Annotated in this window: 19 protein-coding genes, 1 tRNA gene and 1 other RNA gene; 20 read left to right on the plus strand and 1 reads right to left on the minus strand. The window is 46.7% G+C overall.

Features of this window, described 5'->3' with window-relative positions:
- Positions 1-8: 8 nt before the first annotated feature.
- From ACZM6M_RS03240 to ACZM6M_RS03285, 10 genes are all read left to right on the plus strand, one after another.
- Complete coding sequence (locus ACZM6M_RS03240; RefSeq protein WP_242963016.1) at positions 9-839, plus strand: carbohydrate ABC transporter permease; 831 nt, start codon at positions 9-11, stop codon at positions 837-839.
- Between the two features lie 39 nt (positions 840-878).
- Positions 879-2,258 carry an ABC transporter substrate-binding protein gene (locus ACZM6M_RS03245; protein ID WP_066549543.1) on the plus strand — a complete coding sequence of 460 codons (1,380 nt, stop codon included), beginning with the start codon at positions 879-881 and terminating at the stop codon, positions 2,256-2,258.
- A gap of 74 nt (positions 2,259-2,332) precedes the next feature.
- Positions 2,333-4,078: a beta-glucuronidase gene (gene uidA, locus ACZM6M_RS03250; protein WP_340277171.1), complete on the plus strand. Its 1,746-nt coding sequence runs from the start codon at positions 2,333-2,335 to the stop codon at positions 4,076-4,078.
- Positions 4,079-4,115: 37 nt separating this feature from the next.
- On the plus strand, positions 4,116-4,973 hold the full coding sequence (locus ACZM6M_RS03255; RefSeq protein ID WP_340277169.1) for an HAD family hydrolase: 858 nt from the start codon (positions 4,116-4,118) through the stop codon (positions 4,971-4,973).
- A gap of 19 nt (positions 4,974-4,992) precedes the next feature.
- Positions 4,993-6,459, plus strand: coding sequence for an FGGY-family carbohydrate kinase (locus tag ACZM6M_RS03260; RefSeq protein WP_417301138.1), 1,467 nt, complete (start codon positions 4,993-4,995; stop codon positions 6,457-6,459).
- A gap of 40 nt (positions 6,460-6,499) precedes the next feature.
- Positions 6,500-7,603, plus strand: a complete 1,104-nt coding sequence (gene ulaG, locus ACZM6M_RS03265) for an L-ascorbate 6-phosphate lactonase (RefSeq protein ID WP_317438739.1) — start codon at positions 6,500-6,502, stop codon at positions 7,601-7,603.
- A 141-nt stretch (positions 7,604-7,744) separates the two neighbouring features.
- Positions 7,745-9,442: a DEAD/DEAH box helicase gene (locus tag ACZM6M_RS03270; RefSeq protein ID WP_296037889.1), complete on the plus strand. Its 1,698-nt coding sequence runs from the start codon at positions 7,745-7,747 to the stop codon at positions 9,440-9,442.
- A 70-nt stretch (positions 9,443-9,512) separates the two neighbouring features.
- Entirely contained in the window at positions 9,513-9,962 is a 450-nt protein-coding gene (gene ybaK, locus ACZM6M_RS03275; protein WP_066550943.1) for a Cys-tRNA(Pro) deacylase, read from the plus strand.
- A 74-nt stretch (positions 9,963-10,036) separates the two neighbouring features.
- Positions 10,037-10,213, plus strand: a non-coding RNA gene (gene ssrS / locus ACZM6M_RS03280) — 6S RNA.
- Positions 10,214-10,272: 59 nt separating this feature from the next.
- Positions 10,273-12,558: a SpoIID/LytB domain-containing protein gene (locus ACZM6M_RS03285; RefSeq protein ID WP_337932103.1), complete on the plus strand. Its 2,286-nt coding sequence runs from the start codon at positions 10,273-10,275 to the stop codon at positions 12,556-12,558.
- 82 nt (positions 12,559-12,640) lie between these two features.
- Here ACZM6M_RS03285 and ACZM6M_RS03290 read toward each other — a convergent pair whose 3' ends face one another.
- Positions 12,641-13,372: a 3D domain-containing protein gene (locus ACZM6M_RS03290; protein WP_337932101.1), complete on the minus strand. Its 732-nt coding sequence runs from the start codon at positions 13,370-13,372 to the stop codon at positions 12,641-12,643.
- Positions 13,373-13,605: 233 nt separating this feature from the next.
- On the opposite strand from ACZM6M_RS03290, the gene ACZM6M_RS03295 reads away from it, so the two are divergent.
- The 10 genes from ACZM6M_RS03295 (at position 13,606) to kdpA (ending at position 22,511) form a co-directional block, all read left to right on the plus strand.
- Positions 13,606-13,677, plus strand: a tRNA-Arg gene (locus ACZM6M_RS03295).
- A gap of 138 nt (positions 13,678-13,815) precedes the next feature.
- Positions 13,816-14,838, plus strand: a complete 1,023-nt coding sequence (locus tag ACZM6M_RS03300) for a hypothetical protein (RefSeq protein ID WP_418762070.1) — start codon at positions 13,816-13,818, stop codon at positions 14,836-14,838.
- A 40-nt stretch (positions 14,839-14,878) separates the two neighbouring features.
- On the plus strand, positions 14,879-15,916 hold the full coding sequence (gene queA / locus ACZM6M_RS03305) for a tRNA preQ1(34) S-adenosylmethionine ribosyltransferase-isomerase QueA (RefSeq protein ID WP_337433982.1): 1,038 nt from the start codon (positions 14,879-14,881) through the stop codon (positions 15,914-15,916).
- Between the two features lie 401 nt (positions 15,917-16,317).
- On the plus strand, positions 16,318-17,091 hold the full coding sequence (locus ACZM6M_RS03310) for a pseudouridine synthase (RefSeq protein ID WP_418762069.1): 774 nt from the start codon (positions 16,318-16,320) through the stop codon (positions 17,089-17,091).
- Between the two features lie 23 nt (positions 17,092-17,114).
- Positions 17,115-19,067, plus strand: coding sequence for an NAD-dependent DNA ligase LigA (gene ligA / locus ACZM6M_RS03315; RefSeq protein WP_066549524.1), 1,953 nt, complete (start codon positions 17,115-17,117; stop codon positions 19,065-19,067).
- Between the two features lie 16 nt (positions 19,068-19,083).
- On the plus strand, positions 19,084-20,001 hold the full coding sequence (gene metA, locus ACZM6M_RS03320) for a homoserine O-acetyltransferase MetA (RefSeq protein WP_066549522.1): 918 nt from the start codon (positions 19,084-19,086) through the stop codon (positions 19,999-20,001).
- A gap of 177 nt (positions 20,002-20,178) precedes the next feature.
- Positions 20,179-20,373, plus strand: coding sequence for a hypothetical protein (locus tag ACZM6M_RS03325; protein WP_066549520.1), 195 nt, complete (start codon positions 20,179-20,181; stop codon positions 20,371-20,373).
- 96 nt (positions 20,374-20,469) lie between these two features.
- Positions 20,470-20,595, plus strand: a complete 126-nt coding sequence (locus ACZM6M_RS03330; protein ID WP_278284591.1) for a hypothetical protein — start codon at positions 20,470-20,472, stop codon at positions 20,593-20,595.
- A gap of 59 nt (positions 20,596-20,654) precedes the next feature.
- Positions 20,655-20,732, plus strand: coding sequence for a K(+)-transporting ATPase subunit F (gene kdpF / locus ACZM6M_RS03335; RefSeq protein WP_418763306.1), 78 nt, complete (start codon positions 20,655-20,657; stop codon positions 20,730-20,732).
- A gap of 51 nt (positions 20,733-20,783) precedes the next feature.
- Positions 20,784-22,511, plus strand: coding sequence for a potassium-transporting ATPase subunit KdpA (kdpA, locus tag ACZM6M_RS03340; RefSeq protein WP_489489698.1), 1,728 nt, complete (start codon positions 20,784-20,786; stop codon positions 22,509-22,511).
- The last annotated feature ends 26 nt before the right edge of the window (positions 22,512-22,537 follow it).

The raw sequence follows: 22,537 nt of genomic DNA on the forward strand, positions 1-22,537 counted from the left end.
GCATACAGGTGAAAAAACTCAATATTACAAAAGTAATCCTGACAGCTATTTTCTGGGCAGTGGGTATTTCCATGGTGCTGCCTCTGATCTGGATGATGTCTACTGCCTGTAAGGTAGAGGCGGATGTATTTAACTTCCCTATTCAGTGGATTCCTCCCCGTTGGAATCTGGTGGAAAATATGAAAGAAGTTTGGGGAGGTACCTATAACTTTGGACTGTATTACTTAAATACCATAAAGGTAACACTGGGAGCAACCTTTCTTCAGGTATTTGTTTCTGCTCTGGGCGCTTATGGCTTTTCTAAGGTAAAATTTAAGGGACGTGACAAAATCTTCCTGGCTTACCTTGCAACCATGATGATCCCGCCTCAGGTTACCATCGTTTCACAGTTCATTATCATGCGTGAGATCGGACTTTACAATTCTCATGCAGGTCTGATCCTTATGCTGGCGTTCAGTGTATACGGCGTGTTCCTGCTTCGTCAGGCAATGCTTGCTATTCCTGAATCCCTGTCTGAGTCAGCCATGATTGATGGTGCAGGTCATGTAACTATCTTTTTCAGGATTATTATGCCTATGATCAAGCCATCTCTGGCTACACTGGCAACCCTGAAATTCGTATGGACATGGAATGATTACCAGGCTCCCTTGGTATTCTTAAACAACCGTGCACTTTATACGATCCAGCTTGGTATGAAGCAGTTTGCTTCTGAATCAGGAAGTTATTATTCTCTGATCATGGCTGCGGCAGTTTCCGCAATTCTGCCATTGATCATTGTGTTCCTGTTCTGTCAGCGGTTTGTAGTAGACGGAATTGCTACAGGAGCAGTAAAGGGTTAACAAATGTATTATATATATAATTTAAGGAGGGTTTTTAAAATGAAAAAAAGCAAACGGTTTTTTGCAGCCATGATGGCAGCAGCCATGACAGCAGGAATGCTGACAGGATGCGGCGGCGGAGCTAAAAAGGAATCAGCAGCTCCTGCAGAGAGTGCTCAGGGCGGCAGCACAGAGGCTGCCAAGGAAGGTGAGCAGGTTAATCTGCGCTTTGTTTCCTGGCAGACAGCTAACAAGGAACTGGATAAGAAGGTAGCAGAGGCTTACACAAAAGAGCATCCTAATGTAACCATTACATATGACTACTATGGTGATATGACTGCAGCAGAGTACTACAAAAAGGTAGATATGATGGTAATGGGCGGCGAGGAAATGGATATCCTGATGGCATCTGCATTCCCGGAGCATGCTCAGAGAGCAGCATCCGGCGCATATCTGCCTCTGGAAGAGTTCTTTGAGAAGGAAGGTGTAAAACCTGAGGACGCATATGCTATCGTACAGAAGGTTGACGGAAAGATGTATGGAATTCCTGGAGATCTGAAGTCATGGTTTGTACTGATTAATAAGAACTATCTGGATGAGGCTGGTCTTCCTGTTCCGGAGCTTGACTGGACATGGGCAGATTATCGTGACTATGCCAACAAGATGACACAGGGTGAAGGCGCAAGTAAGCGCTATGGTTCCTATTTCCATTCCTGGGATCATTATAACTACATGGGAATGTGGTCCAACTATCCGGACAACCCAATGTTCAATGCTGATATGACGGCTGTAAACTTTGATCATCCAATGTTTAAAGAGTGGCTGCAGTTCCGTTACGATATGGAAAATGAAGATAAGTGCCAGGTTCCTTATGCAGACGTTAAGTCTATGAACATGAACTACCGTGATAAGTTCTTCAACGGACAGATCGCAATGCTGCCAATCGGAAGCTTCATGATTCCTGAGCTGGATGACCAGGATAAGTATCCTCACGAGTTTGTAACTACCTTTGCACCAATTCCTGCATGGGAAGATGCAGAGCCAGGAACTACCTATACAGAGTCCCATTTCTACAGCATCAGCAAGACATCCAAGCATCCTCAGGAAGCTTATGACTACATCCGTTTCTATACCACAGAGGGTATGCGTATCCGTGGCATCAGTGTTTCTGCAGAAAAGGGAATCGATAAGATGGAATTCGTTAATATGCAGATCGAAGATCCTAAGTATGTAGATGTAGAAGCATTAAAGAACGTAATTAACAATCCGGCTTGGAAGGATAATCTGTATGCAAATGTTCCTTCTTACAATAAGGAGTTAGCAGCTATGATGACAGATGAAAGTGCTAAATTCTTATTAGGAACAGAAAGCCTTGATAACGTAATTGATTCCATGATGAAAAATGGTACTCAGATGATGAAGGATAAGGCAGGCAAGTAATTAAGCAGAATGAATCGGGGGAGGGGTGGTATGCCCCTTCCCCTTTGCTATTCTAATGAAAGAGAGGAATATTTATGCTGTATCCGAAAATGACAGAAAGCAGAATGGTTTTTGATTTAAATGGAGTATGGGATTTTTGTCTTATGAATGGGGAGGCAAAGGGGGAAATTATGCCTATGCCGGTACCTTCTTCTTATAATGATATCTACACTGGCCGCGATTTTGCAGATCATGTAGGAAATCTGTATTACAGAAGAACGTTCACAGTAAGTTCCCGGATGCTGGAAAAACGTCTGTTTCTTCGGTTTGGAAGTGTAACTCATAAGGCAGAGGTATGGCTGAATGGAACTTGTCTTGGAAAACACTCTGGCGGTTTTCTTCCATTTTCCTTTGAAATTACGGAGGCGGCCAGAGCAGGGGAAAACGAACTGGAAGTAATTGTAAATAATATAGTAGATGAAACAACGCTGCCGGCAGGCCGTATGGTGCATCAGAAGTTTCCGGGGCTGCCGGAAGAGATTCATAACCTTCCTAATTTTGATTTTTACAATTATTCCGGAATTATGCGTCCTGTCTGCCTTTATACTGCTCCTGAATCATACATTGAAGATATCAGTATTTACGGAAAAATGGACGGAAGCTTTTACTGGGATGTAAAGGCAAATGGAGAGGGAACAGTATCTGTACGTCTTTTGGATGCTGCGGGAAATGAAGTTGCAGCGGGCGAGGGCTTTAAAGGAACAGGACGGATTGATCAGGTACAGCTGTGGGAACCCGGACATCCGGTTTTATACAGTCTGGAGGTTACTCTTACAGGAAGTGACGGAGAAAAGGATACATACACTGAAGTGTTCGGATTCAGGGAGGTATCGATTCGTGACTGCCGGATTCATTTAAACGGTAAGCCGGTATATTTAAAGGGATTTGGAAAACATGAAGATTCACCTGTTCACGGACGCGGCTTTGATATGGCATACAATGTAAAGGATATTGGTTTGTTAAAATGGATCGGTGCCAACTCTTTCCGTACCAGTCATTATCCATATTGTGAAGAGATGCTTCAGCTTTGTGACAGAGAAGGAATTTTAGTCATTGATGAGGCTCCTGCGGTAGGACTGAACGCCGGCTTCACGGCTACAGGACTTCTGGGAGGCAATCCCAACGGAACATGGAAGCTTTTTAAGACGGCTGAGCATCACCGTCAGGTTCTGCGTGATATGGTTCAGAGAGATAAAAATCATCCCTGTGTTATTATCTGGAGTGTTGCAAATGAGCCTGCCAGCCAGGAGGACGGAGCAAAGGAATATTTCGAACCATTGTTAAATCTTGTTCGGGAATTGGATGAACAGAAACGTCCGGCTACACTGGTTACATATGAAGGTTCTAACCCTGTCAGCTGCAAGGTGGCTGAAATCTGTGATCTTTTGATCATCAACCGCTATCGCGGCTGGTATGATACGGAGGGAAATCTCAGAGGAGCAGCAGCTCTTTTAAAGGATGAGCTTGAGGGCTTTCATAAGCGGTGTCCCGATAAACCTATTATGCTGGGAGAATACGGAGCAGATACCATTGCCGGTTTCCATGATATAAATGCCCGTATATTCAGCGAAGAGTATCAGGTTGATTTCCTGCGGGCATATGGTGAGGTTTTTGACAGTCTTCCATATATAACAGGTGAACATGTATGGAACTTTGCAGATTTTGCAACAGCAGAGAATATCAAACGCGTTGGGGGTAATAAAAAGGGAGTGTTTACGCGCGACCGTAGTCCTAAAATGGCAGCCCATTTCCTGAAGGAAAGATGGGAAGGAATATCATAAGGACAGTTGGGATAAGAACTGTCAAATAGAGGTGAGTATGTCAAACATAATAGAAAAATATGTGAAAAAAAAAGAATATCTGGTTTGTGTGGATTCTGACGGCTGTGCTATGGATACAATGGATGTGAAACATTTTCGCTGCTTTGGTCCATGTATGATCCGGGAGTGGAAGCTTGAGCAGTGGAAAGAGGAAACAGAGAAGCGTTGGAATGACGTTAATCTGTATACGATGACCAGAGGAATTAACCGCTTTAAGGCGCTGGAGGCGGTACTGCGCTGGGTGGACGGGCATGTATGTAAAATTGAGGGGCTGGAGGATCTGGCAAAGTGGACAGACACTGCAAAGGAACTTTCACCGGCTAATCTGATGGCAGCCATTGAGGCAGGAGGCGGAGATATCTTAAAAAAGGCCTTTGACTGGTCGGCTGCTGTAAACCGGGAGATTGATGCCCTGCCGGAAAGTGAAAAACTGCCCTTTGAGGGAGTAAAAGAAACGCTGGCTATGATTCATGAAAAAGCAGATATTGTTGTTGTCTCTTCCGCTAATGCACAGGCTGTGGCAGAGGAGTGGCAGACCCATGGGCTGGCTGGACATACTGACCTGATGCTTTCTCAGGATGCAGGAAGCAAACAGTTTTGTATCAATGAACTGTTAAAAAAGGGCTATCAGACAGATCACGTTCTGATGGTAGGGGATGCGCCGGGAGACCGTTCGGCAGCCAGAAATAACGGAGTCCTCTATTACCCGATCCTGGTTAAAAAAGAGACGTATTCATGGAAACGCCTTCAGGAAGAAGGAATGAAACGGTTCCTGACAGGTACTTTTAAGGGAGAATATGAACGGCAGCTGGAGCAGGAATTTGAGGATAACCTGACACCGAAAACCGAGCAGTAAGAAAGGAAGCCGTAACAGGATGAATATTCTTGTAATAGATGTTGGAACCTCCAGTATGAGGGGAATCCTGTTTACACAGGATGGAGAAACATTAACACAAAGGCAGCAGCTCTATCAGGTTACTTACGGGGAAAAGGGCTGGGTCTGGCAGGATGCTTCTGACTGGGAAAATGCCTTATATGGTATTCTCAGGGAAATCACTGCGGAGACAGAGGAAAAGGGATGGAGGGTGGATGCCATTGCAATTACATCCCAGCGTTCATCTGTTATTCCGGTAGACCGGGAATTTAAGCCTTTGTGTCCGGCTATTATGTGGCAGGATAAAAGAACAGGCGATATCTGCGACAGTCTCAGAGATAAAAACGACAAGGTATTTTCGCTTTGCGGATCCAGGGTGAATCCGGTATTTTCTGCCAGCAAGATGACCTGGATCCGCCGGGAACTGCCAGAGGTATACAGCAAAACAAGGACATTTATGGTAATTCCGGATTATCTCATATTCTGTATGACAGGTGAAGTATGTACAGATTATACGTATGGAAGTCGGTCTCTGCTTATGAATATACGGAAGCGTCAATGGGATCCGGAACTTCTGGAACTGTTTGAAGTAGACGAGGAAAAGCTGTGCCGCCTCATAGAGCCGGGAAGTATCTGTGGTTATACATCCGGAACATTCCGGGAACGCACCGGATGCCCAGAAGGGGTTCCTGTGATCACTGCAGGTGGAGACCAGCAGTGCGGGGCTATCGGACAGGGAGTAGTAAAAGAAGGAATTTTATCAGTTACAGCAGGAACAGGAGGATTTCTTGTTGCAGCATTAAATGAGGTACCATCCAATCTTGAGCAGGATGTAATCTGCAACGTATCATCTGTAAAGGGTCAGTATATTCTGGAATCCAGTGTTTTGACATGCTGTTCTGCATTTGACTGGTTTAAAAGAGAATTTTACGGAAACTGCAGCTATGACGAGCTGAACCGGGATATAGCATCTGTTCCGCCGGGATCCCATGGCTGTCTGTGTCTTCCATATTTCCAGGGACGTTCTACTCCGGACTGGAACAGTCAGGCCAGAGGTGTATTTTCAAACATAACCCTGGGAACTACACGTGCTGATATGCTTCGAGGCCTTCTGGAAGGAATCTGCTATGAAATCGGCAATGGAATTGAAGCCATGAAAAAATATGTGGAACTGTCGGAAATCTGTGTCAACGGAGGACTTACAAACAGCGAACCATTTAATCAGATCCAGAGCGATGTATATGGAACACCAATCGTGCGCCGTGGAAAATCAGATGCAACGGCAAGAGGTGCATTTATGGTAGCGGCAGCAGAAATGGGCGTATACAGATCTGTGGAAGAGGCATTCAGGATGCTTAAGAAAAACAGTGAAGAACGGATATATGTTCCGTCAGAAGCATATACCGGGCTGTACAGGGAAGCCAGAGAGCAGATGAATCAGATGTACAGACAGATTTACAGCAGATAAAACGGATGACACACCCAATATAAAAAGGAGACGATGCGCAATGAGTAAAGTGAATGAAATCACAAGAGAAAGCTGGATTATGAGCACTTTCCCTGAGTGGGGAACCTGGCTGGTAGAGGATATTGAAAATGAGGTTGTCGAGCCCGGAAATGTAGCTATGTGGTGGCTGGGCTGTACCGGAATCTGGTTTAAAACACCGGGAGGAGCTAATATCACAATTGATTTATGGTGCGGAAACGGTAAGAGAACCCATGGAGACGGTAAGATGAAGCCGGGACATCAGATGGCCAATATGTGCGGCGGCCGTGCTATGCAGCCAAATTTAAGAAACGTTCCTTTTGTAATTGATCCATTTGCATTCAAGCAGGTTGATGCAGTTTTAGCAACACACTATCATCAGGATCATATGTCGGCAGAATGGGCTGCTCATGTGATTCAGAGCGGTATGACAACGACAGATGAAAACGGAAAAGAAATTCCGGTTCCGTTTATTGGCCCTCAGAAATCAGTTGATACCTGGATTGGCTGGGGCGTACCTGCAGAACGGTGTCAGGTAGTACATCCGGGAGATGTAATCAAGATTAAGGATATTGAAATTGTATGTCTGGATTCCTTTGATCGTACCTGTATTGTAACAACTGATAAGACTGGACCGGACAGAGAAGAACTGACAGGAGTATGTCCTACTGATATGGATGAGAAGGCAGTTAACTATCTGGTAAAAACTCCCGGAGGAAATATATATCATTCAGGTGATTCACATTTCTCCATTTATTTTGCAAAGCATGGAAAGGATCATGATATTGATGTGGCTTTTGGATCCTTTGGTGAAAATCCAGTGGGCATGCAGGATAAGATGACTTCAACAGATATTCTGCGTATGGCAGAGAATCTTAAGTGTAAGGTAGTAGTTCCTATTCACTGGGATGTCTGGACAAACTTCCAGGCTGACTGTGAGGAGATCCGTCTTCTTTACGATTTTAAGAAAGACAGAAATGAGTATAAATTCCACCCGTTCTTCTGGCAGGTAGGCGGAAAATATGTATATCCGCAGGATAAGGATAAAATGTATTATCACCATCGCCGTGGCTTTGAGGATTGCTTTGAAGCACCTCAGAATATCCCGTTCCGCTCTTGTCTGTAAGACTTCTTCATTGACACAGCAAACATAATCTGATATAGTAATTCACTGTACGAAGCGAGAGGATGAAAAGCCGAGCGTGGCTGGCAACCTCTCGTTTTGTTGCGATATACACTGATAAATGAAAGAGGAAAACAGCAGTTTATGGATATTGTAAAATTTGAAGAGTTACAGTTAGACGAGCGGATTATCCGCGCCATTACGGAGATGGGCTTTGAGGAGGCTTCTCCCATCCAGGCTCAGGCGATCCCGGTTGTGTTAGAGGGCAGAGATATGATCGGCCAGGCTCAGACGGGTACGGGAAAGACGGCAGCTTTTGGCCTCCCCCTTCTTCAGAAGGTTGATCCAAAGGTGAAGAAACTTCAGGCAATTGTGCTTTTGCCTACCAGAGAGCTTGCAATCCAGGTGGCAGAGGAGCTGCGCCGTTTTGCCAAGTTTATGCACGGCGTTAAGGTTCTGCCTATTTATGGAGGACAGGACATTGTGCGCCAGATCCGGGCTTTAAAAGACGGTACCCAGATCGTAGTGGGAACACCGGGCCGCGTGATGGACCATATGCGCCGCAAAACCGTGAAAACAGACCATGTGCATACCGTTGTACTGGATGAGGCGGACGAGATGTTAAATATGGGCTTTTTAGAGGATATGGAGACAATCTTAAGCCAGCTTCCCGAAGAGCGTCAGACGCTGATGTTTTCAGCAACCATGCCCCAGGCGATTGCAGAAATTGCCAGAAAATTCCAGACGGATCCTGTTACCGTGCGTGTGATCAAAAAGGAACTGACCGTTCCCAAGGTGACCCAGTATTATTATGAAGTAAAGCCGAAAAATAAGGTAGAGGTTATGTGCCGTCTTCTGGATCTTTACGATCCGAAGCTTTCTGTGGTATTCTGTAATACCAAGCGCCAGGTGGATGAGCTGGTTCAGGCCCTTCAGGGAAGAGGATACTTTGCAGAGGGCCTTCATGGAGATTTAAAACAGGTGCAGAGAGACCGTGTCATGGAGAGCTTCCGCAAGGGACGCACCGATATTCTGGTGGCAACCGATGTGGCGGCCAGAGGTATTGACGTAGGAAATGTAGAGGCAGTATTTAATTACGATATCCCTCAGGATGACGAGTATTACGTACACCGCATCGGCCGTACAGGAAGAGCGGGAAGAGAAGGAAAGGCCTTCAGTCTGGTTGTGGGCAGAGAGGTTTACAAGCTCAGAGATATCCAGCGCTACTGCAAGACAAAGATCATCCCTCAGGCGATCCCGTCTTTAAATGATATTACGGAAATCAAGGCGGAGAAGATTTTAGATCAGGTTCAGGAGACTTTAAATGACAGCGATCTGGCAAAAGTGGTAAATATCCTGGAGAAAAAGCTCATTGAGGAGGACTATACGTCCCTGGATGTGGCAGCAGCCCTTCTTAAAATGGCCATGGGCGATGATAATGAGGATATCATTGACAATTATCTTCCCGCCAGATCCTTAGACGATCTGGACAGCTTCGGCAGAGGGCGTGGAAGAGAACGCAGCCGGGGTAGCAGAGGAAACCGCAAAGGCGCTACCGACCGCGCTGCGGTAGATTATGTAATCAATGGCGCCGGGGAGCATATGGCCCGTCTGTTTATCAATATTGGAAAGGCCCAGAGGGTAACTCCGGGAGATATCCTGGGAGCCGTGGCAGGCGAATCCGGCATTCCCGGCCGTCTGGTGGGAAGCATTGATATGTATGACGGCTACACCTTTGTGGATGTTCCGGCAGAATATGCGGAGAATGTTTTAAAGGCCATGAGCCATGCAAAGATTCGGGGCAAAAATATCCATGTGGAAAAGGCAAATTCCAGACGGTAACAGAACGTAAAGAGAGAAGGAATCAGCAGTGAAGGCAAAAAAGGCAGAAGAGACAGTAAAGACAAATGTGATGCGTCTTTTAGAGGCAGCAGGCATTTCATTTGAAACGGGAACCTATGAGGTAGATGAAAATGATCTTTCCGGCAGCCATGCAGCCGATCTCATGGGTGTGGACCATGATACGATGTATAAAACACTGGTGTTAAAAGGCGAGAAAAAAGGATATCTGGTGTGCTGCCTGCCTGTAGATGAGGAGCTGGATCTTAAAAAAGCGGCAAAGGCAGCCGGAGAGAAGAAGGTGGAAATGATCCATGTAAAGGATATGCTTTCTGTGACCGGTTATATCCGGGGCGGCTGTTCACCCATTGGCATGAAAAAGAAATTTCCTACTTATATAGAGGAAACAGCCCAGCTTTACGATAAAATTACAGTCAGCGCCGGTCAGAGGGGTGTTCAGGTTACATTATCTCCGGAAACTTTAAGGGGATATACGGACGCTGTTTTTGCGCCTCTGATCTGAAAACTTTGAAAAATCAGCTTGAAAAACACAGCGCTTTGGGGTATAATAATGCCATGATAAATGAGACAGATTTGTGATTCCTGGGGTGTTCGATTTCTTACCAATTTTGAACCTACATTTGACAAAAGGGATTCCAATATTTTTAAGCGGATGTCACGCCTCCGTACGAGTGGAAGGCAGAAGCTTAAGTGAGGTTGCCCACCTAGCATTGCTAGGCGTCAATATGTAAGAGCCGGCACCTTGGGGTCACAGATGATAAAAGCAGCGGGGGTATTCTCGCTGCTTTATTTTATATCAGGAGAATAATGGGATGAATGGTAAAAATAAGATGATTGCCTGGATTGCCGGTATCATTGGCGTCATTATCCTGCTGATTGTGGTGATCGTACGGATAGAACCGGAAAAGGAAGGCATCACACGGGCAGAGGTTTCCAAAGCCCTGGCTTTGGCGCTTGCAGACCGGAAAGAGTGTGAGGCCGAAGCAAAACAGCGGGAAAAATCCTGGTTTTCGGAGCAGGAACAGGATAACTGGTTTGTGAAATATATGGATCTGCTCTATGAGAGAGGATATTTAAACCCGGAGCTGACCCCGGCAGATCTGGAAAGCGCTCAAAAGGAGTTTACCTATCAGGAGGCAGCTTATACAGCGGCAAAGTTTTCAGGCCGTTTAAAGCGGCAGGTGGGTTTAAAGGATAAAAACAGACAGAAGCCATTTCCGGCAGATCAGTGGTGGGAGCTTTACAGAGAGATTTTAAAAGAGGCAGACCCGGATGAAAATGTAAAAGAAATCACTGCCATTTTATATGGAACTCCATCTAATATACAGGGAGCGCCAAGCTGGACTGCATACACCACAGAGGGGGAGTATGGCTTTCAGGGACTGGCCCTGGATGCCTGGCTGGACCATGAGATCCGGTTTATGGTTCGGGGAAATGAGATTGCCGCTGTGACGGCGGTAAAAAACGGCAGTGTGGTCTACCGCAATATATGGCTTTCTGAGGTAAAGGACGGCGTGTTTAAGGCTTATATGGGAGCGGCGTCCAGAGAGTTTAAGGCAGAAGGAAAGCTGGCGGAGGAAGCGAAAAAGACAGAAGGCCGTCTGGCTCCCAATCTGGCAGATCTCTATGTGGAGCATGGCCGTCTCAGCCGGGTAACGGTGAAAAAGGAACGGATTCACGGAAAAATCCTTTCGGTTACAGAAGATACGGTAGAGATTGAAGGATACGGGACCATTCCTCTGGATGAAAATTTTTACGTATATAAGCTGTTCGGGGAATTTAGTGTTCTGGGAGCCGCAGACATTCTGGTAGGTTATGATCTTCAGGAGTTTGTGGCAGCAGATGGAAAGCTTTGCGCAGCCCTTTTAGAGAGGCCTTTTGACGCCAGGACCATTCGAGTCCTTTTGATGGATACGGGCTTTAAAAATCTTTTCCATAAAAAGGCAGAGCTTGAGTTAAACTGTGACGCCAGACTGGTCTGCAAAAATGATGACGGAGACAGCAAGGAGAGTACCCTGAAAAAGGGGGAGGTGCTTACCCTCACGGCGGAGGATGAACGGCTGAAACACGGCCGTATGACCATTATCCCGGAAAAGGAAGAGGGAATTACGATCTGCTCCCTGGAGCGGGCACAGGGACAGCCCGTATACAGCGGTTCGCTGGAAATTAAAAAAGAAGAGGAAGGTCTGGTTTTGATCAATGAGCTGTATCTGGAGGATTATCTTAAAAAGGTAGTTCCCAGCGAAATGCCTGCTTCCTATGAAAAGGAAGCCTTAAAGACCCAGGCAGTCTGTGCCAGAACCTATGCTTACCGTCAGATTCAGGGAAATACATACGGAGCGTACGGTGCTCACGTAGATGACAGCACCAGTTTTCAGGTTTACAATAATACCCAGACCAATGAACGTACCGATCAGGCGGTGGATGAAACATATGGACAGCTGCTTACCTTTGATGGAGAACCCATTGACGCCTTTTACTATTCCACCTCCTGCGGTCATGGGGCGGATGGAAGCGTATGGGGGAATACAGGAGAGAATCTTCCTTATCTCAGATCCATGCAGATTAAAAATGGAGCCAGGGAGCTTACGATGGAGGATAACGATACCTTTGATGCGTATATCCGTTCCAGAAATATTACATCCTATGATGCAGAGTATCCAATGTTCCGCTGGCAGACGGAGATCACGGCAGAACAGATCGCAGCCAAAGCGCCTGAGGCAGGAACGATCCAGGATTTGACAGTGTCCGCAAGAGGATTAGGAGGCATTGCTTCTGAGCTCACTGTAAAGGGAGATCAGGATACGGTTCGGATCAAGGGACAGAGTGCCATTCGTACCTTTCTTGGAAATGAAGAAAATGCCATCCGCAGACAGGATGGTTCTAAGATGAACGCAGCGTCTCTGCCAAGTGCATTTATCTCTGTTGATAAAATAACAGAGGAGGACGGGAGCATATTTTTCCGCATCTATGGAGGAGGCTACGGACATGGAGTGGGGATGAGCCAGAACGGCGCTCAGTCTATGGCAAAATCAGGAAAAACTTATAAGGATATTCTGGACTTCTTTTATCACGGAGCAGAGCTTATGGAAAATTAAATAACAGAAAAAACAGCAGGCTGATCTGGGAGTATTTCTCAGATAAGCCTGCTGTTTTTGTGAGTGAGTGGTCTGATATGGGTTATGCTGCTACCAGAAAAACTTCTGTATTCTGAACGCCGTGATGCTTGGATTCGGAATGTGTATCGTAGAAAATATCAATGTGGTGGCCCCGGACTCCGCCACCTTTGTCTTCTGCGGTATATACGACGCCGTTGATCATGATTTTGGAGCCGTAGGGTACCACAGAAGGGTCGACTGCAATGGTATGCCCGGCAGTAGCCACGGCGCCTGTACTGGTATGACGGCCCCAGCCGCCGGAACAGCTTTTGCAGGGGCAGTAGCCAGTGGTCTTAAAGATTCCCAGAGAGCGGACAGAAGAGGAGGCTTTAGAATCGGCTTCTTCCTTTGCCGTATCCGAATTTCCATAGGTGTAGGTTCTTGTGTTGGAAAAAGTGCGTCCGTCTACCGTAGCCTCGATGATATAGGAGCCGTCGCTGAAGGAGGGCCAGTCCACATTCAGAGTAAAGCCATGATTTCCGTTGCCTTTATCGTCATCGAGCAGCTCCTGGCGGAATTCTCCGGCCTTTACGGATTGATTTAAGACTTCTTTTCCTGTTTCTTCATTTTTGATCGTAATATTTACATTCAGCGCCTCATCTGGCTCATCGCTGTCATAGGCCCAGCCGGTGATGGCGTGCTCAGTCACTTCTTCAAAGCGGCCCTTTGCAGGAGCTGCCAGAGCAGTGAAGGCAGAGGCAGCCATAAAGGAAACCATTATTGCCAGTCCGGTGAGTAAATGTCGTATCTTCATTATAAAATAACCTCCATGCGTTCATAATTGCAATCAATGCTTAACACAATAATAATAATATTTAACACTTTTGTAATATATGAGCAACAAATGCCATTTTAGCATAATTTTTTCGTATGTCAAGGAAAAAAATGGTAATTCATTGGAAAAGAGATAAAAAAGATCGGAAAACAAGATTGGAAATAAAAAAAGTAGTTGCAGTTTTTTAAAAAGTATAGTAATATAATAGAGATGCGTCTGTAGCTCAGTGGATAGAGCAGTGGCCTCCGGAGCCGCGTGCGTAGGTTCGATTCCTATCAGACGCATTTTTGATACCTTATTCTGCATTACACAGAGAAACCAGGGGGCGTGTCCTCCTGGTTTTTCTGTTGCAATTTGAATCCCTTTTTGCTAGAATAGAGCGGAGATACGGCCTTTATGGGGCCTGAAACGGAGGTCAGAGGATGAAGCGCAGGGTTAAATGGAAATCAAGCTATAAAGGGCCCGGAGATAATAAAAGCAGATATGTAAAGCTGGGAGCTGCTGCAGCTGCGGTTTTGGCAGTCCTGGCTGCAGGTTCTCTTATGATATCCCATTTTGCGGGGAAGGACGGCACACACCAGGATGGCGTAATTGAGATTCTGGGCGAGGATGTGAGTCACGGCACAGAGGAGCAGACCTCTGAGGCAGCAGAGGCGGATGAGCCTTCAGAAGCTTCATTGGCAGAAGAAAACGGCTCAGAAGCAGAGACAGTGACGGATTTTTCTGCGTATGATCTGGAAAAGGATGCCTATCCGCAGGTAAACGAAGTAGTAGGAGCCTATTTTCAGGCAAAGATCGATCAGGATCCGGCTGCGCTCTATCAGGTTTTTGGAAAGGCCGATGACGGAAACATGGACTATTATAAAAAGGCCTTGAAGGAAGAAGCCGTATATGTGCAGGATTATCAGGATGTGACCTGTTATACCAGAAAGGGGCTTACAGAGGATTCCTTTGTGGTTTATGTGACCTATGATGTGAAGTTTAACCGGGTTGATACCCTGGCTCCGGGCATCATGTGGTGCTACGTGGCAAAGGATGAGAGCGGAAGCTATAAAATCCGGGAAAATGTCATTGGCGAGGAAGCCGATTATGTGGCAGAGCAGAACCGGACTGAGGGGGTACGGCTCCTCAATCGGCAGGTAAAGGCAAAATTAAAAGAGGCCATAGAGTCCGATACGCTTTTAGCAGGCGTTTATAAGGGCTTAAGCAACGGCGCGATCGTCACAGGAGATGACAGCGCACAGGAAGGCTCTGACAGCCAGGTACAGATTTTGGAGGGAGGAATTTCCACGGACAGTCCGGAATCTCAGGAAGCAGCGGAAGAAGCCGGATCAGGAGAAGCTGAAGCAGAGGCAGATACACAGAGTTCAGGTGAAGAAACAGCACCGGAGCAGACGGTTCAGGAAAGCCAGAGCGAGTCCGAGGCTTCAGTCAGTATAGAATAAAACACAGGCGCATACTGCGCCGTTTGGAGGAAAAACGATCATGGATGTAAAGGATTTTTATTTTGATCTGCCTCAGGAGCTGATCGCTCAGGATCCCTTAGAGGACAGATCTTCATCAAGGCTTCTGGTGCTGGATAAGAACACAGGGGCGATTGAACACAGAGTATTTAAGGATATTGTAAATTATCTCCGTCCCGGAGACTGTCTGGTGGTCAATGACACCAAGGTTATTCCTGCCCGATTGTTTGGCGTAAAGAAGGATACGGGGGCAAAAATAGAACTTCTTCTGTTAAAAAGAAGGGAGAATGATATTTGGGAAACTCTGGTAAAACCGGGGAAGAAGGCAAAGCCGGGAACGGTCATTGACTTTGGAGACGGGCTTCTTACAGGAACGGTTTTGGAGACTGTAGATGACGGAAACCGCCTGATTCAGTTTTCCTATGAGGGCATTTTTGAGGAAATTTTAGACCAGCTGGGACAGATGCCCCTTCCGCCCTATATCACCCATCAGTTAAAGGATAAAAACCGCTATCAGACGGTATATGCAGTTCACGAGGGTTCTGCGGCGGCTCCCACAGCAGGACTCCATTTTACAAAGGAGCTGTTAAAGCAGATTGAGGATATGGGAGTTAAGATTGCTCATGTGACCCTTCATGTGGGCCTTGGCACCTTCCGTCCGGTTAAGGTGGAAAATGTCCTTGATCACCATATGCATTCTGAGTTTTATGTGGTAGAGGAATCAGAGGCTAAAAAGGTGAATGACACTAAAGCAGCGGGAGGAAGAGTGATCTGCGTGGGCACTACCAGCTGCCGTACCGTGGAATCTGCTTCTACCGAGGACGGCATTTTGCAGGCAAAAACAGGCTGGACCGATATTTTCATTTATCCGGGCTACCGTTTTAAAATCCTGGATGCCCTGATCACCAATTTCCATCTGCCGGAATCTACTTTGGTAATGCTGGTCAGCGCTCTGGCCGGAAGAGAGCATATCCTGAATGCTTATGAGGAGGCCATCCGGGAGCGGTATCGTTTCTTCTCCTTTGGGGATGCGATGTTTATTGTGAATGGTCAGGAGTAAGGAAAAAACGGCCGGGATGAAAGAAAGTTAAGCGAAAAAGCGTCAGGATACGTTTGACCGGACGCTTTTTCGCTTATTGCATTTGCGGGTTTTACGCTATACAGATCCCATGTACAGTACGGTTTTGTTCCCCACATGAACCGCTCCGTTGTGAAAATGCCCCGGCTGAATCCTTGAAAGCTGCTGCAATACCTGTGGAAAATCTGTTCGCCTGATCCATTTACAAGCATTTTTCGTTCAAAACCGGCTAATTGGATCTGCGCCTGTTTTCTCATATCCTTATTTGGCTCTGCCGCAGACGGCAAATACAGAAGCAAAGGCCTTTTGTTGCCTGAATGTGGAATTGATGATATACTGATGGAACATATGATAGTTGTGAAAGTTTTGATGAAAAGAGAGGGATGCCTGTGGAAGAACGTTTAAATAAATGGCTGAGCCGCATGGGCGTCTGTTCCAGACGGGAAGCAGATCGTCTGATTGAGGAAGGAAAGATCCTGGTGGACGGAAGACCGGCTGTAACAGGCCAGAAGGTGTCTGAGGGCCAGCGTGTGGTCTGCGGCGGCCGGATTGTGGGAAAAGCTGGGGAAAAGGAAAAAACTCCCAGACAGGTGCTTTTAGCGGTAAATAAGCCCAGAGGGATTGTATGCACTACCTCTGATAAAGACAGGGCACAAAACATTGTGGAATTTCTGGCATATCCGGAGCGGATTTATCCCATCGGCCGTCTGGATAAGGACTCTCAGGGCCTTTTACTGATGACCAATCAGGGGGATCTGGTAAATAAAATCATGCGCTGCGGCAATGGGCATGAAAAGGAGTATGAGGTAACCATAGACCGCCCGGTTACGGAGGAGTTTCTGAAAAAAATGGCGTCCGGCCTGTGGCTGGCTGAGCTGGAACGAAAGACACTGCCCTGTAAGGTAAGAAAAACAGGAGATAAAAGTTTTTCTATCATACTGACTCAGGGCTTAAACCGGCAGATCCGGAGAATGTGTGAGGCCTGCGGCTGCTATGTGCGCACTCTGAAACGGGTGCGGATTATGAATATTCATCTGGGGAACTTAAAGGAAGGCTCTTTCAGGGAAATAACAGGAGAGGAATACAGGACGCTTCTGGCGCAGCTTGAACAGTCAAAAAGTTTGTCCGAAAGAGATTTAAGACTTAAAAATAAATAATGCGAAACAGACAGGAGAAGTGAATGGAAACGAAAATCCAGAGAATGAAGGAATTGATTCCCGTCCTTAAGGAAGCCGGAAAGGCTTACTATCAGGAGAGCCGGGAGATTATGAGCAATTTTGAATATGACAGGCTCTATGATGAGCTGACATCACTGGAAGAGGAAACAGGGGTGATTTTGTCGGGAAGCCCTACCCAGCAGGTAGGCTATGAGGTTTTAAGCGAGCTTCCCAAGGAAACACATGAGGCACCTATGCTGTCGCTTGATAAGACAAAAAGCACAGAGGATTTACAGGAGTGGCTTGGCAGCCAGAAAGGCCTTCTTTCCTGGAAAATGGACGGGCTTACCATTGTACTGACCTATGAAAACGGAAGTTTAATCAAGGCAGTAACCAGAGGAAACGGAGAGATCGGGGAGGTGATCACAGCCAATGCAAGGGCATTTTCCAATATCCCTTTAAGTATTGCCTATAAGGGGCAGCTGGTGCTCAGGGGCGAAGCTGTGATCACATATTCGGATTTTGAAAAGATTAACAGCCAGATCGGGGATGCAGACGCCAAATACAAGAACCCCAGAAATCTGTGCAGCGGCTCCGTACGCCAGCTCAACAGTCAGATTACAGCAGAAAGAAATGTACATTTTGAGGCATTTGCACTGGTGCGCGCTGAGGGAGTTGACTTTAAAAATTCCAGAAAATGCCAGTTTGAATGGCTAAAGAGCCAGGGCTTTGAAGTGGTTCACTATGAGGAAGTGACAGCAGAAAATCTCCCTGAGAAGATCGAGTGGTTTGGGAAGGAGACAGAGCACAATGATATCCCTTCAGACGGCCTGGTTCTTCTCTATGATGATATTGCATACGGAGAGTCACTGGGACGCACGGCGAAATTTCCGCGCAATGCCATCGCATTTAAGTGGCAGGATGAGGTTCGGGAAACCACCCTTTCCTATATCGAGTGGAGCGCCTCCAGAACGGGTCTGATCAATCCGGTGGCTGTGTTTGAACCTGTGGAACTGGAGGGAACTACGGTGAGCAGGGCCAGCGTTCACAATATCAGCATTATGGAGAGCCTTGAGCTGGGAGAAGGGGATAGGATTACCGTCTATAAGGCCAATATGATCATTCCACAGATTGCGGATAATCTGACCCGCAGCGGCGTGAAGCATATTCCGGAGCATTGTCCGGTCTGCGGGGGTCCTACAAAGATCCGGCAGATCAATGATGTAAAGAGTCTGTATTGTACCAATCCGGACTGCCAGGCAAAGAAAATCAAAAGCTTTACCCTGTTTGTAAGCAGGGATGCATTAAATATTGACGGACTTTCAGAGGCAACTCTGGAAAAATTTATCAGCATGGGCTTTATCCACGAATATGCGGATATGTTCCATCTGGAGGCCCATAAAGATGCGATCGTAGAGATGGAGGGCTTTGGACAGAAGTCCTATGACAATTTGATTGCTTCCGTGAAGAAAGCTTCTCAAACGACCCTTCCCAGAGTGATCTACGGATTGGGAATCGCAGGAATCGGCCTGGCAAATGCAAAGATGCTCTGCCGTCATTTCCGATATGATTTTAAAGCCATGCGAAACAGCGGTCTGGAGGAGCTGACGGCTGTGGACGGGATCGGAGAGGTGCTGGCCCGGGCGTGGATGGATTATTTTGCAGATAAGAAAAATAATGATATGGTAGACCGGCTGTTAGAGGAGCTGTCCATAGAAGAGGAGCCGGTGCAGGAGGGAGAAAAGCCCTTTGAAGGGCTTACCTTTGTAATTACCGGATCGGTGGAGCATTTTGCCAACCGCAAGGAGCTCCAGGAGCTGATCGAAAGCAAGGGCGGCAAAGCATCCGGCTCCGTAACCTCCAAAACCGCATATCTCATCAATAATGACACCACATCTAATTCATCAAAAAATAAAAAGGCAAAAGAGCTGGGGATTCCGATTATTTCAGAAAAAGAATTCCTGAACATGCTCTAGGAGGGAGAGGGTTTATATGCCGATCAAAGTACAGAGGGATCTGCCCGCAAAGGCAATCCTGGAATCAGAAAATATATTTATTATGGATGAAGACAGAGCTATGAGGCAGGATATCCGGCCTTTGGAGATCTTGATTTTAAACCTGATGCCCTTAAAGGAAGAAACGGAAACCCAGCTTCTGAGGGCTCTTTCCAATACTCCCCTGCAGGTGGACTGCACCTTTCTCATGCTGTCCACCCACGTTTCAAAAAATACTTCGGCCAGTCATTTAAATAAATTTTATGTTACCTTTGAAAGCATCCGCAGGAAGAAATTTGACGGAATGATCATCACAGGTGCGCCGGTGGAGAATCTGGAATATGAGGAAGTGAATTACTGGGAGGAGCTGTCTGTTATCATGGAGTGGAGCAAGACTCATGTCACCTCCACCCTTCATATCTGCTGGGGGGCTCAGGCTGGGCTTTATTATCACTATGGGATTCCCAAATACAGCAGGGAGAGCAAGCTGTCAGGGATCTACAGCCATAGAGTTCTGGATCGGAAGGTTCCTCTTGTGAGAAGCTTAAATGACACCTTTTTAGCGCCGCACTCCCGGTATACGGAGGTCCGCAGAGAAGACATAAGGAAGCATCCGGAACTGATGATCCTGGCAGAGTCCGATGAGGCCGGCGTATTCCTGGTTATGAGCCGGGATGGCCGGCAGATTTTTGTCCAGGGCCATCCGGAATATGACCGCATGACGCTGAATAATGAATACCACAGGGATTTGAAGAAAGGGCTGGATCCTGCTCTTCCCTGTAATTACTATGAAAATAATGATCCCTTTTCCATTCCGGCGCTGACCTGGAGAAATACGTCCAATACGCTGTATACGAACTGGCTGAACTTTTATGTGTACCAGATTACGCCGTATTTGCTGGATTGTGAGGAGTAGGAAGATAAGTATAAAAAATGGCACTCGCTGCAATGGCGGGTGTCATTTTTTATCCTAACAAAATCTTAATCCTCCGCCATCTGACCCTTTTACCCTCTTAATCCCTCCCATGCTATGATACATACACAGGACAGGAAAACGTCTTCCTGATCCATGACCGGGAAGGAGGCAGGCATTATGAATACAGGAAGAGGAGCATTTGGCAGAATAGAGGCTGCCTTTGACCGCCGGGCCGAGAAATTTACATTTCGTCATCCCTATCTTACCATACTGATCATGTTTATCGCAGTGCCATTTGGGATGCTGGCAGCCGTATCGGCCCTGACTTTTTTAGCGGCTTTTCCGGCAGCGCTGCTGCTTGGACTGGTATAAAAGCATTTATGGAATCTTAACAGAGAGGGTCGGATGCTTAATGCCTATTTTATTATAACTGTGATAATCTCTTGAATACCGAAAGGAGGAAAGACAATGATGGATGTTTTGGTAATGGATGCTTTAATGATAGGTACTCTGCTGGCAGGCTTTGGACTGCTGAGACTTTTTCTCGGATGGTGCATCGACCAGACAGAGGGAACCGGAAAAAAGAACCAGTAAGCGGAATGGTTTGATCAAATGAGAATGCAGGTAATAAGGAGGAAATGGATATGGCGGGAATGATTTTTTTAGGACTTGTCCTGGCAGGACTTGCCGGATATCTGGTGTATGCTCTAGTATACCCAGAAAAACTCTAGGCGCGGTTTCCTTTCGGATACGCCAAATGAAAGACAGGAGGAAGAAAAGCGATGCTGCAGATTATGGTGGCGCTTGTGATCTATATGGTTCTGGTGATTCCCATGGGAACGTACCTGTATCACATAACCACAGGCCGGAAAACATTTGCGGATCCTGTATTTGACAGGATCGACAACGGAATTTACAGAATCTGTAAAATTGATAGACAGGGCATGAACTGGAAACAGTATGCCTTAAGTCTGCTGACAACCAATGCGGTAATGATCTTTGCGGGATATTTGATCCTGCGTCTTCAGGGAAGTTTGTTTTTAAATCCCAATGGGACAGGAGCCATGGAACCGACTCTTGCCTTTAATACGATTATCAGCTTTATGACAAATACAAACCTTCAGCACTATGCCGGAGAGTCGGGACTTTCCTATTTAAGCCAGACGCTGGTAATCATTTTTATGATGTTTACCTCGGCGGCCACGGGATATGCGGCCTGCATGGCCTTTATCCGCGGAATAACCGGAACGGGAAAGGATATGGGAAACTTCTATGAGGATATGATCCGTATCATGACCCGTGTGCTGATTCCCGTTTCCATTGTGATCGCACTGATCCTTGTAAGCCAGGGAACACCGGAAAATTATACAGCCAATCTGACGGTGCAGACGTTAGAGGGGAAAAATCAGGATATCGCCATGGGGCCGATGGCAGCGCTGGTTGCCATTAAGCATCTGGGAACCAACGGAGGCGGCTTTTTGGGGGCCAATTCATCGACTCCTCTGGAGAACCCGACCATTCTTTCCAATATGGTAGAAATGTATGCAATGGCAATTCTGCCCGGAGCCTGCGTGATCGTCTTTGGACGTATGTTCCATGATAAGAATAAAAAAGCGCAGGCAGAAAAGAAGGGCACCCGTCCCATGTTTGGCCGTCAGGCAGGCCCTGTATTCGGAGCCATGGCAATTCTGTTTTTAGTGGGGCTTATGATCTGCTTTTTTGCCGAAAAGGCCGGAAATCCGGTTCTGGAGCAGGCCGGTTTAAGTCAGGCCATGGGAAATATGGAAGGCAAAGAGGTACGGTTTGGAATCAGCCAGTCGGCGCTCTTTACCACCGTTACCACCTCCTTTACAACCGGTACGGTCAACAATATGCATGATTCCCTTACACCCTTAGGCGGTATGGTGCCGCTGCTGCACATGATGCTTAACTGCGTATTCGGCGGCAAGGGCGTCGGATTTATGAACATGATTATGTATGCGATCCTGGCAGTTTTCCTCTGCGGACTTATGATCGGCCGTACGCCGGAATATCTGGGAAAGAAGATTGAAGGCAGGGAAATGAAGCTGATCGTGATCGTACTGATCCTTCATCCTCTTTTAATCCTGGGCTTTTCCGCTCTGGCAGTGGTAAACCAGGCGGGACTTGCAGGAATCACCAATCCGGGCTTTCACGGCTTAAGCCAGGTGCTCTATGAATTTGCCTCTTCAGCGGCAAACAACGGCTCCGGCTTTGAGGGGCTGGCGGACAATACGGGATTCTGGAATATGACAACCGGCATTGTAATGTTTTTAGGGCGCTATATTCCTATTATTGCCCAGATCGCCATTGCAGGAAGCCTTCTTGCAAAGCGCCGCATGAATGAAAGCGTGGGTACGCTGCGCACGGACAATGTGCTCTTTATGCTGATTCTTGTGTTTATCGTATATATTTTTGCGGCTCTGACCTTCTTCCCGGCTCTGGCTCTGGGACCAATCGCAGAGCATCTGATCCTGTGGTACCCCATGTAGGCAGGGAAACAGGTAGAAAGGAATTT

Source organism: Enterocloster sp. (genome assembly GCF_057861365.1).

What these genes read in the sequence shown, in the direction of transcription:
- ACZM6M_RS03285 (WP_337932103.1), top strand. Translation starts at nt 10,273, where the DNA reads ATGAATGGTAAAAATAAGATGATTGCCTGGATTGCCGGTATCATTGGC.
- ACZM6M_RS03260 (WP_417301138.1), top strand. Translation starts at nt 4,993, where the DNA reads ATGAATATTCTTGTAATAGATGTTGGAACCTCCAGTATGAGGGGAATC.
- ulaG (WP_317438739.1), top strand. Translation starts at nt 6,500, where the DNA reads ATGAGTAAAGTGAATGAAATCACAAGAGAAAGCTGGATTATGAGCACT.
- ybaK (WP_066550943.1), top strand. Translation starts at nt 9,513, where the DNA reads ATGCGTCTTTTAGAGGCAGCAGGCATTTCATTTGAAACGGGAACCTAT.
- metA (WP_066549522.1), top strand. Translation starts at nt 19,084, where the DNA reads ATGCCGATCAAAGTACAGAGGGATCTGCCCGCAAAGGCAATCCTGGAA.
- ACZM6M_RS03255 (WP_340277169.1), top strand. Translation starts at nt 4,116, where the DNA reads ATGTCAAACATAATAGAAAAATATGTGAAAAAAAAAGAATATCTGGTT.
- queA (WP_337433982.1), top strand. Translation starts at nt 14,879, where the DNA reads ATGGATGTAAAGGATTTTTATTTTGATCTGCCTCAGGAGCTGATCGCT.
- ACZM6M_RS03330 (WP_278284591.1), top strand. Translation starts at nt 20,470, where the DNA reads ATGATGGATGTTTTGGTAATGGATGCTTTAATGATAGGTACTCTGCTG.
- ACZM6M_RS03270 (WP_296037889.1), top strand. Translation starts at nt 7,745, where the DNA reads ATGGATATTGTAAAATTTGAAGAGTTACAGTTAGACGAGCGGATTATC.
- ACZM6M_RS03300 (WP_418762070.1), top strand. Translation starts at nt 13,816, where the DNA reads ATGAAGCGCAGGGTTAAATGGAAATCAAGCTATAAAGGGCCCGGAGAT.
- ACZM6M_RS03245 (WP_066549543.1), top strand. Translation starts at nt 879, where the DNA reads ATGAAAAAAAGCAAACGGTTTTTTGCAGCCATGATGGCAGCAGCCATG.
- ACZM6M_RS03325 (WP_066549520.1), top strand. Translation starts at nt 20,179, where the DNA reads ATGAATACAGGAAGAGGAGCATTTGGCAGAATAGAGGCTGCCTTTGAC.
- ligA (WP_066549524.1), top strand. Translation starts at nt 17,115, where the DNA reads ATGGAAACGAAAATCCAGAGAATGAAGGAATTGATTCCCGTCCTTAAG.
- ACZM6M_RS03290 (WP_337932101.1), bottom strand. Translation starts at nt 13,372, where the DNA reads ATGAAGATACGACATTTACTCACCGGACTGGCAATAATGGTTTCCTTT.
- kdpF (WP_418763306.1), top strand. Translation starts at nt 20,655, where the DNA reads ATGATTTTTTTAGGACTTGTCCTGGCAGGACTTGCCGGATATCTGGTG.
- ACZM6M_RS03310 (WP_418762069.1), top strand. Translation starts at nt 16,318, where the DNA reads ATGCCTGTGGAAGAACGTTTAAATAAATGGCTGAGCCGCATGGGCGTC.
- uidA (WP_340277171.1), top strand. Translation starts at nt 2,333, where the DNA reads ATGCTGTATCCGAAAATGACAGAAAGCAGAATGGTTTTTGATTTAAAT.
- kdpA (WP_489489698.1), top strand. Translation starts at nt 20,784, where the DNA reads ATGCTGCAGATTATGGTGGCGCTTGTGATCTATATGGTTCTGGTGATT.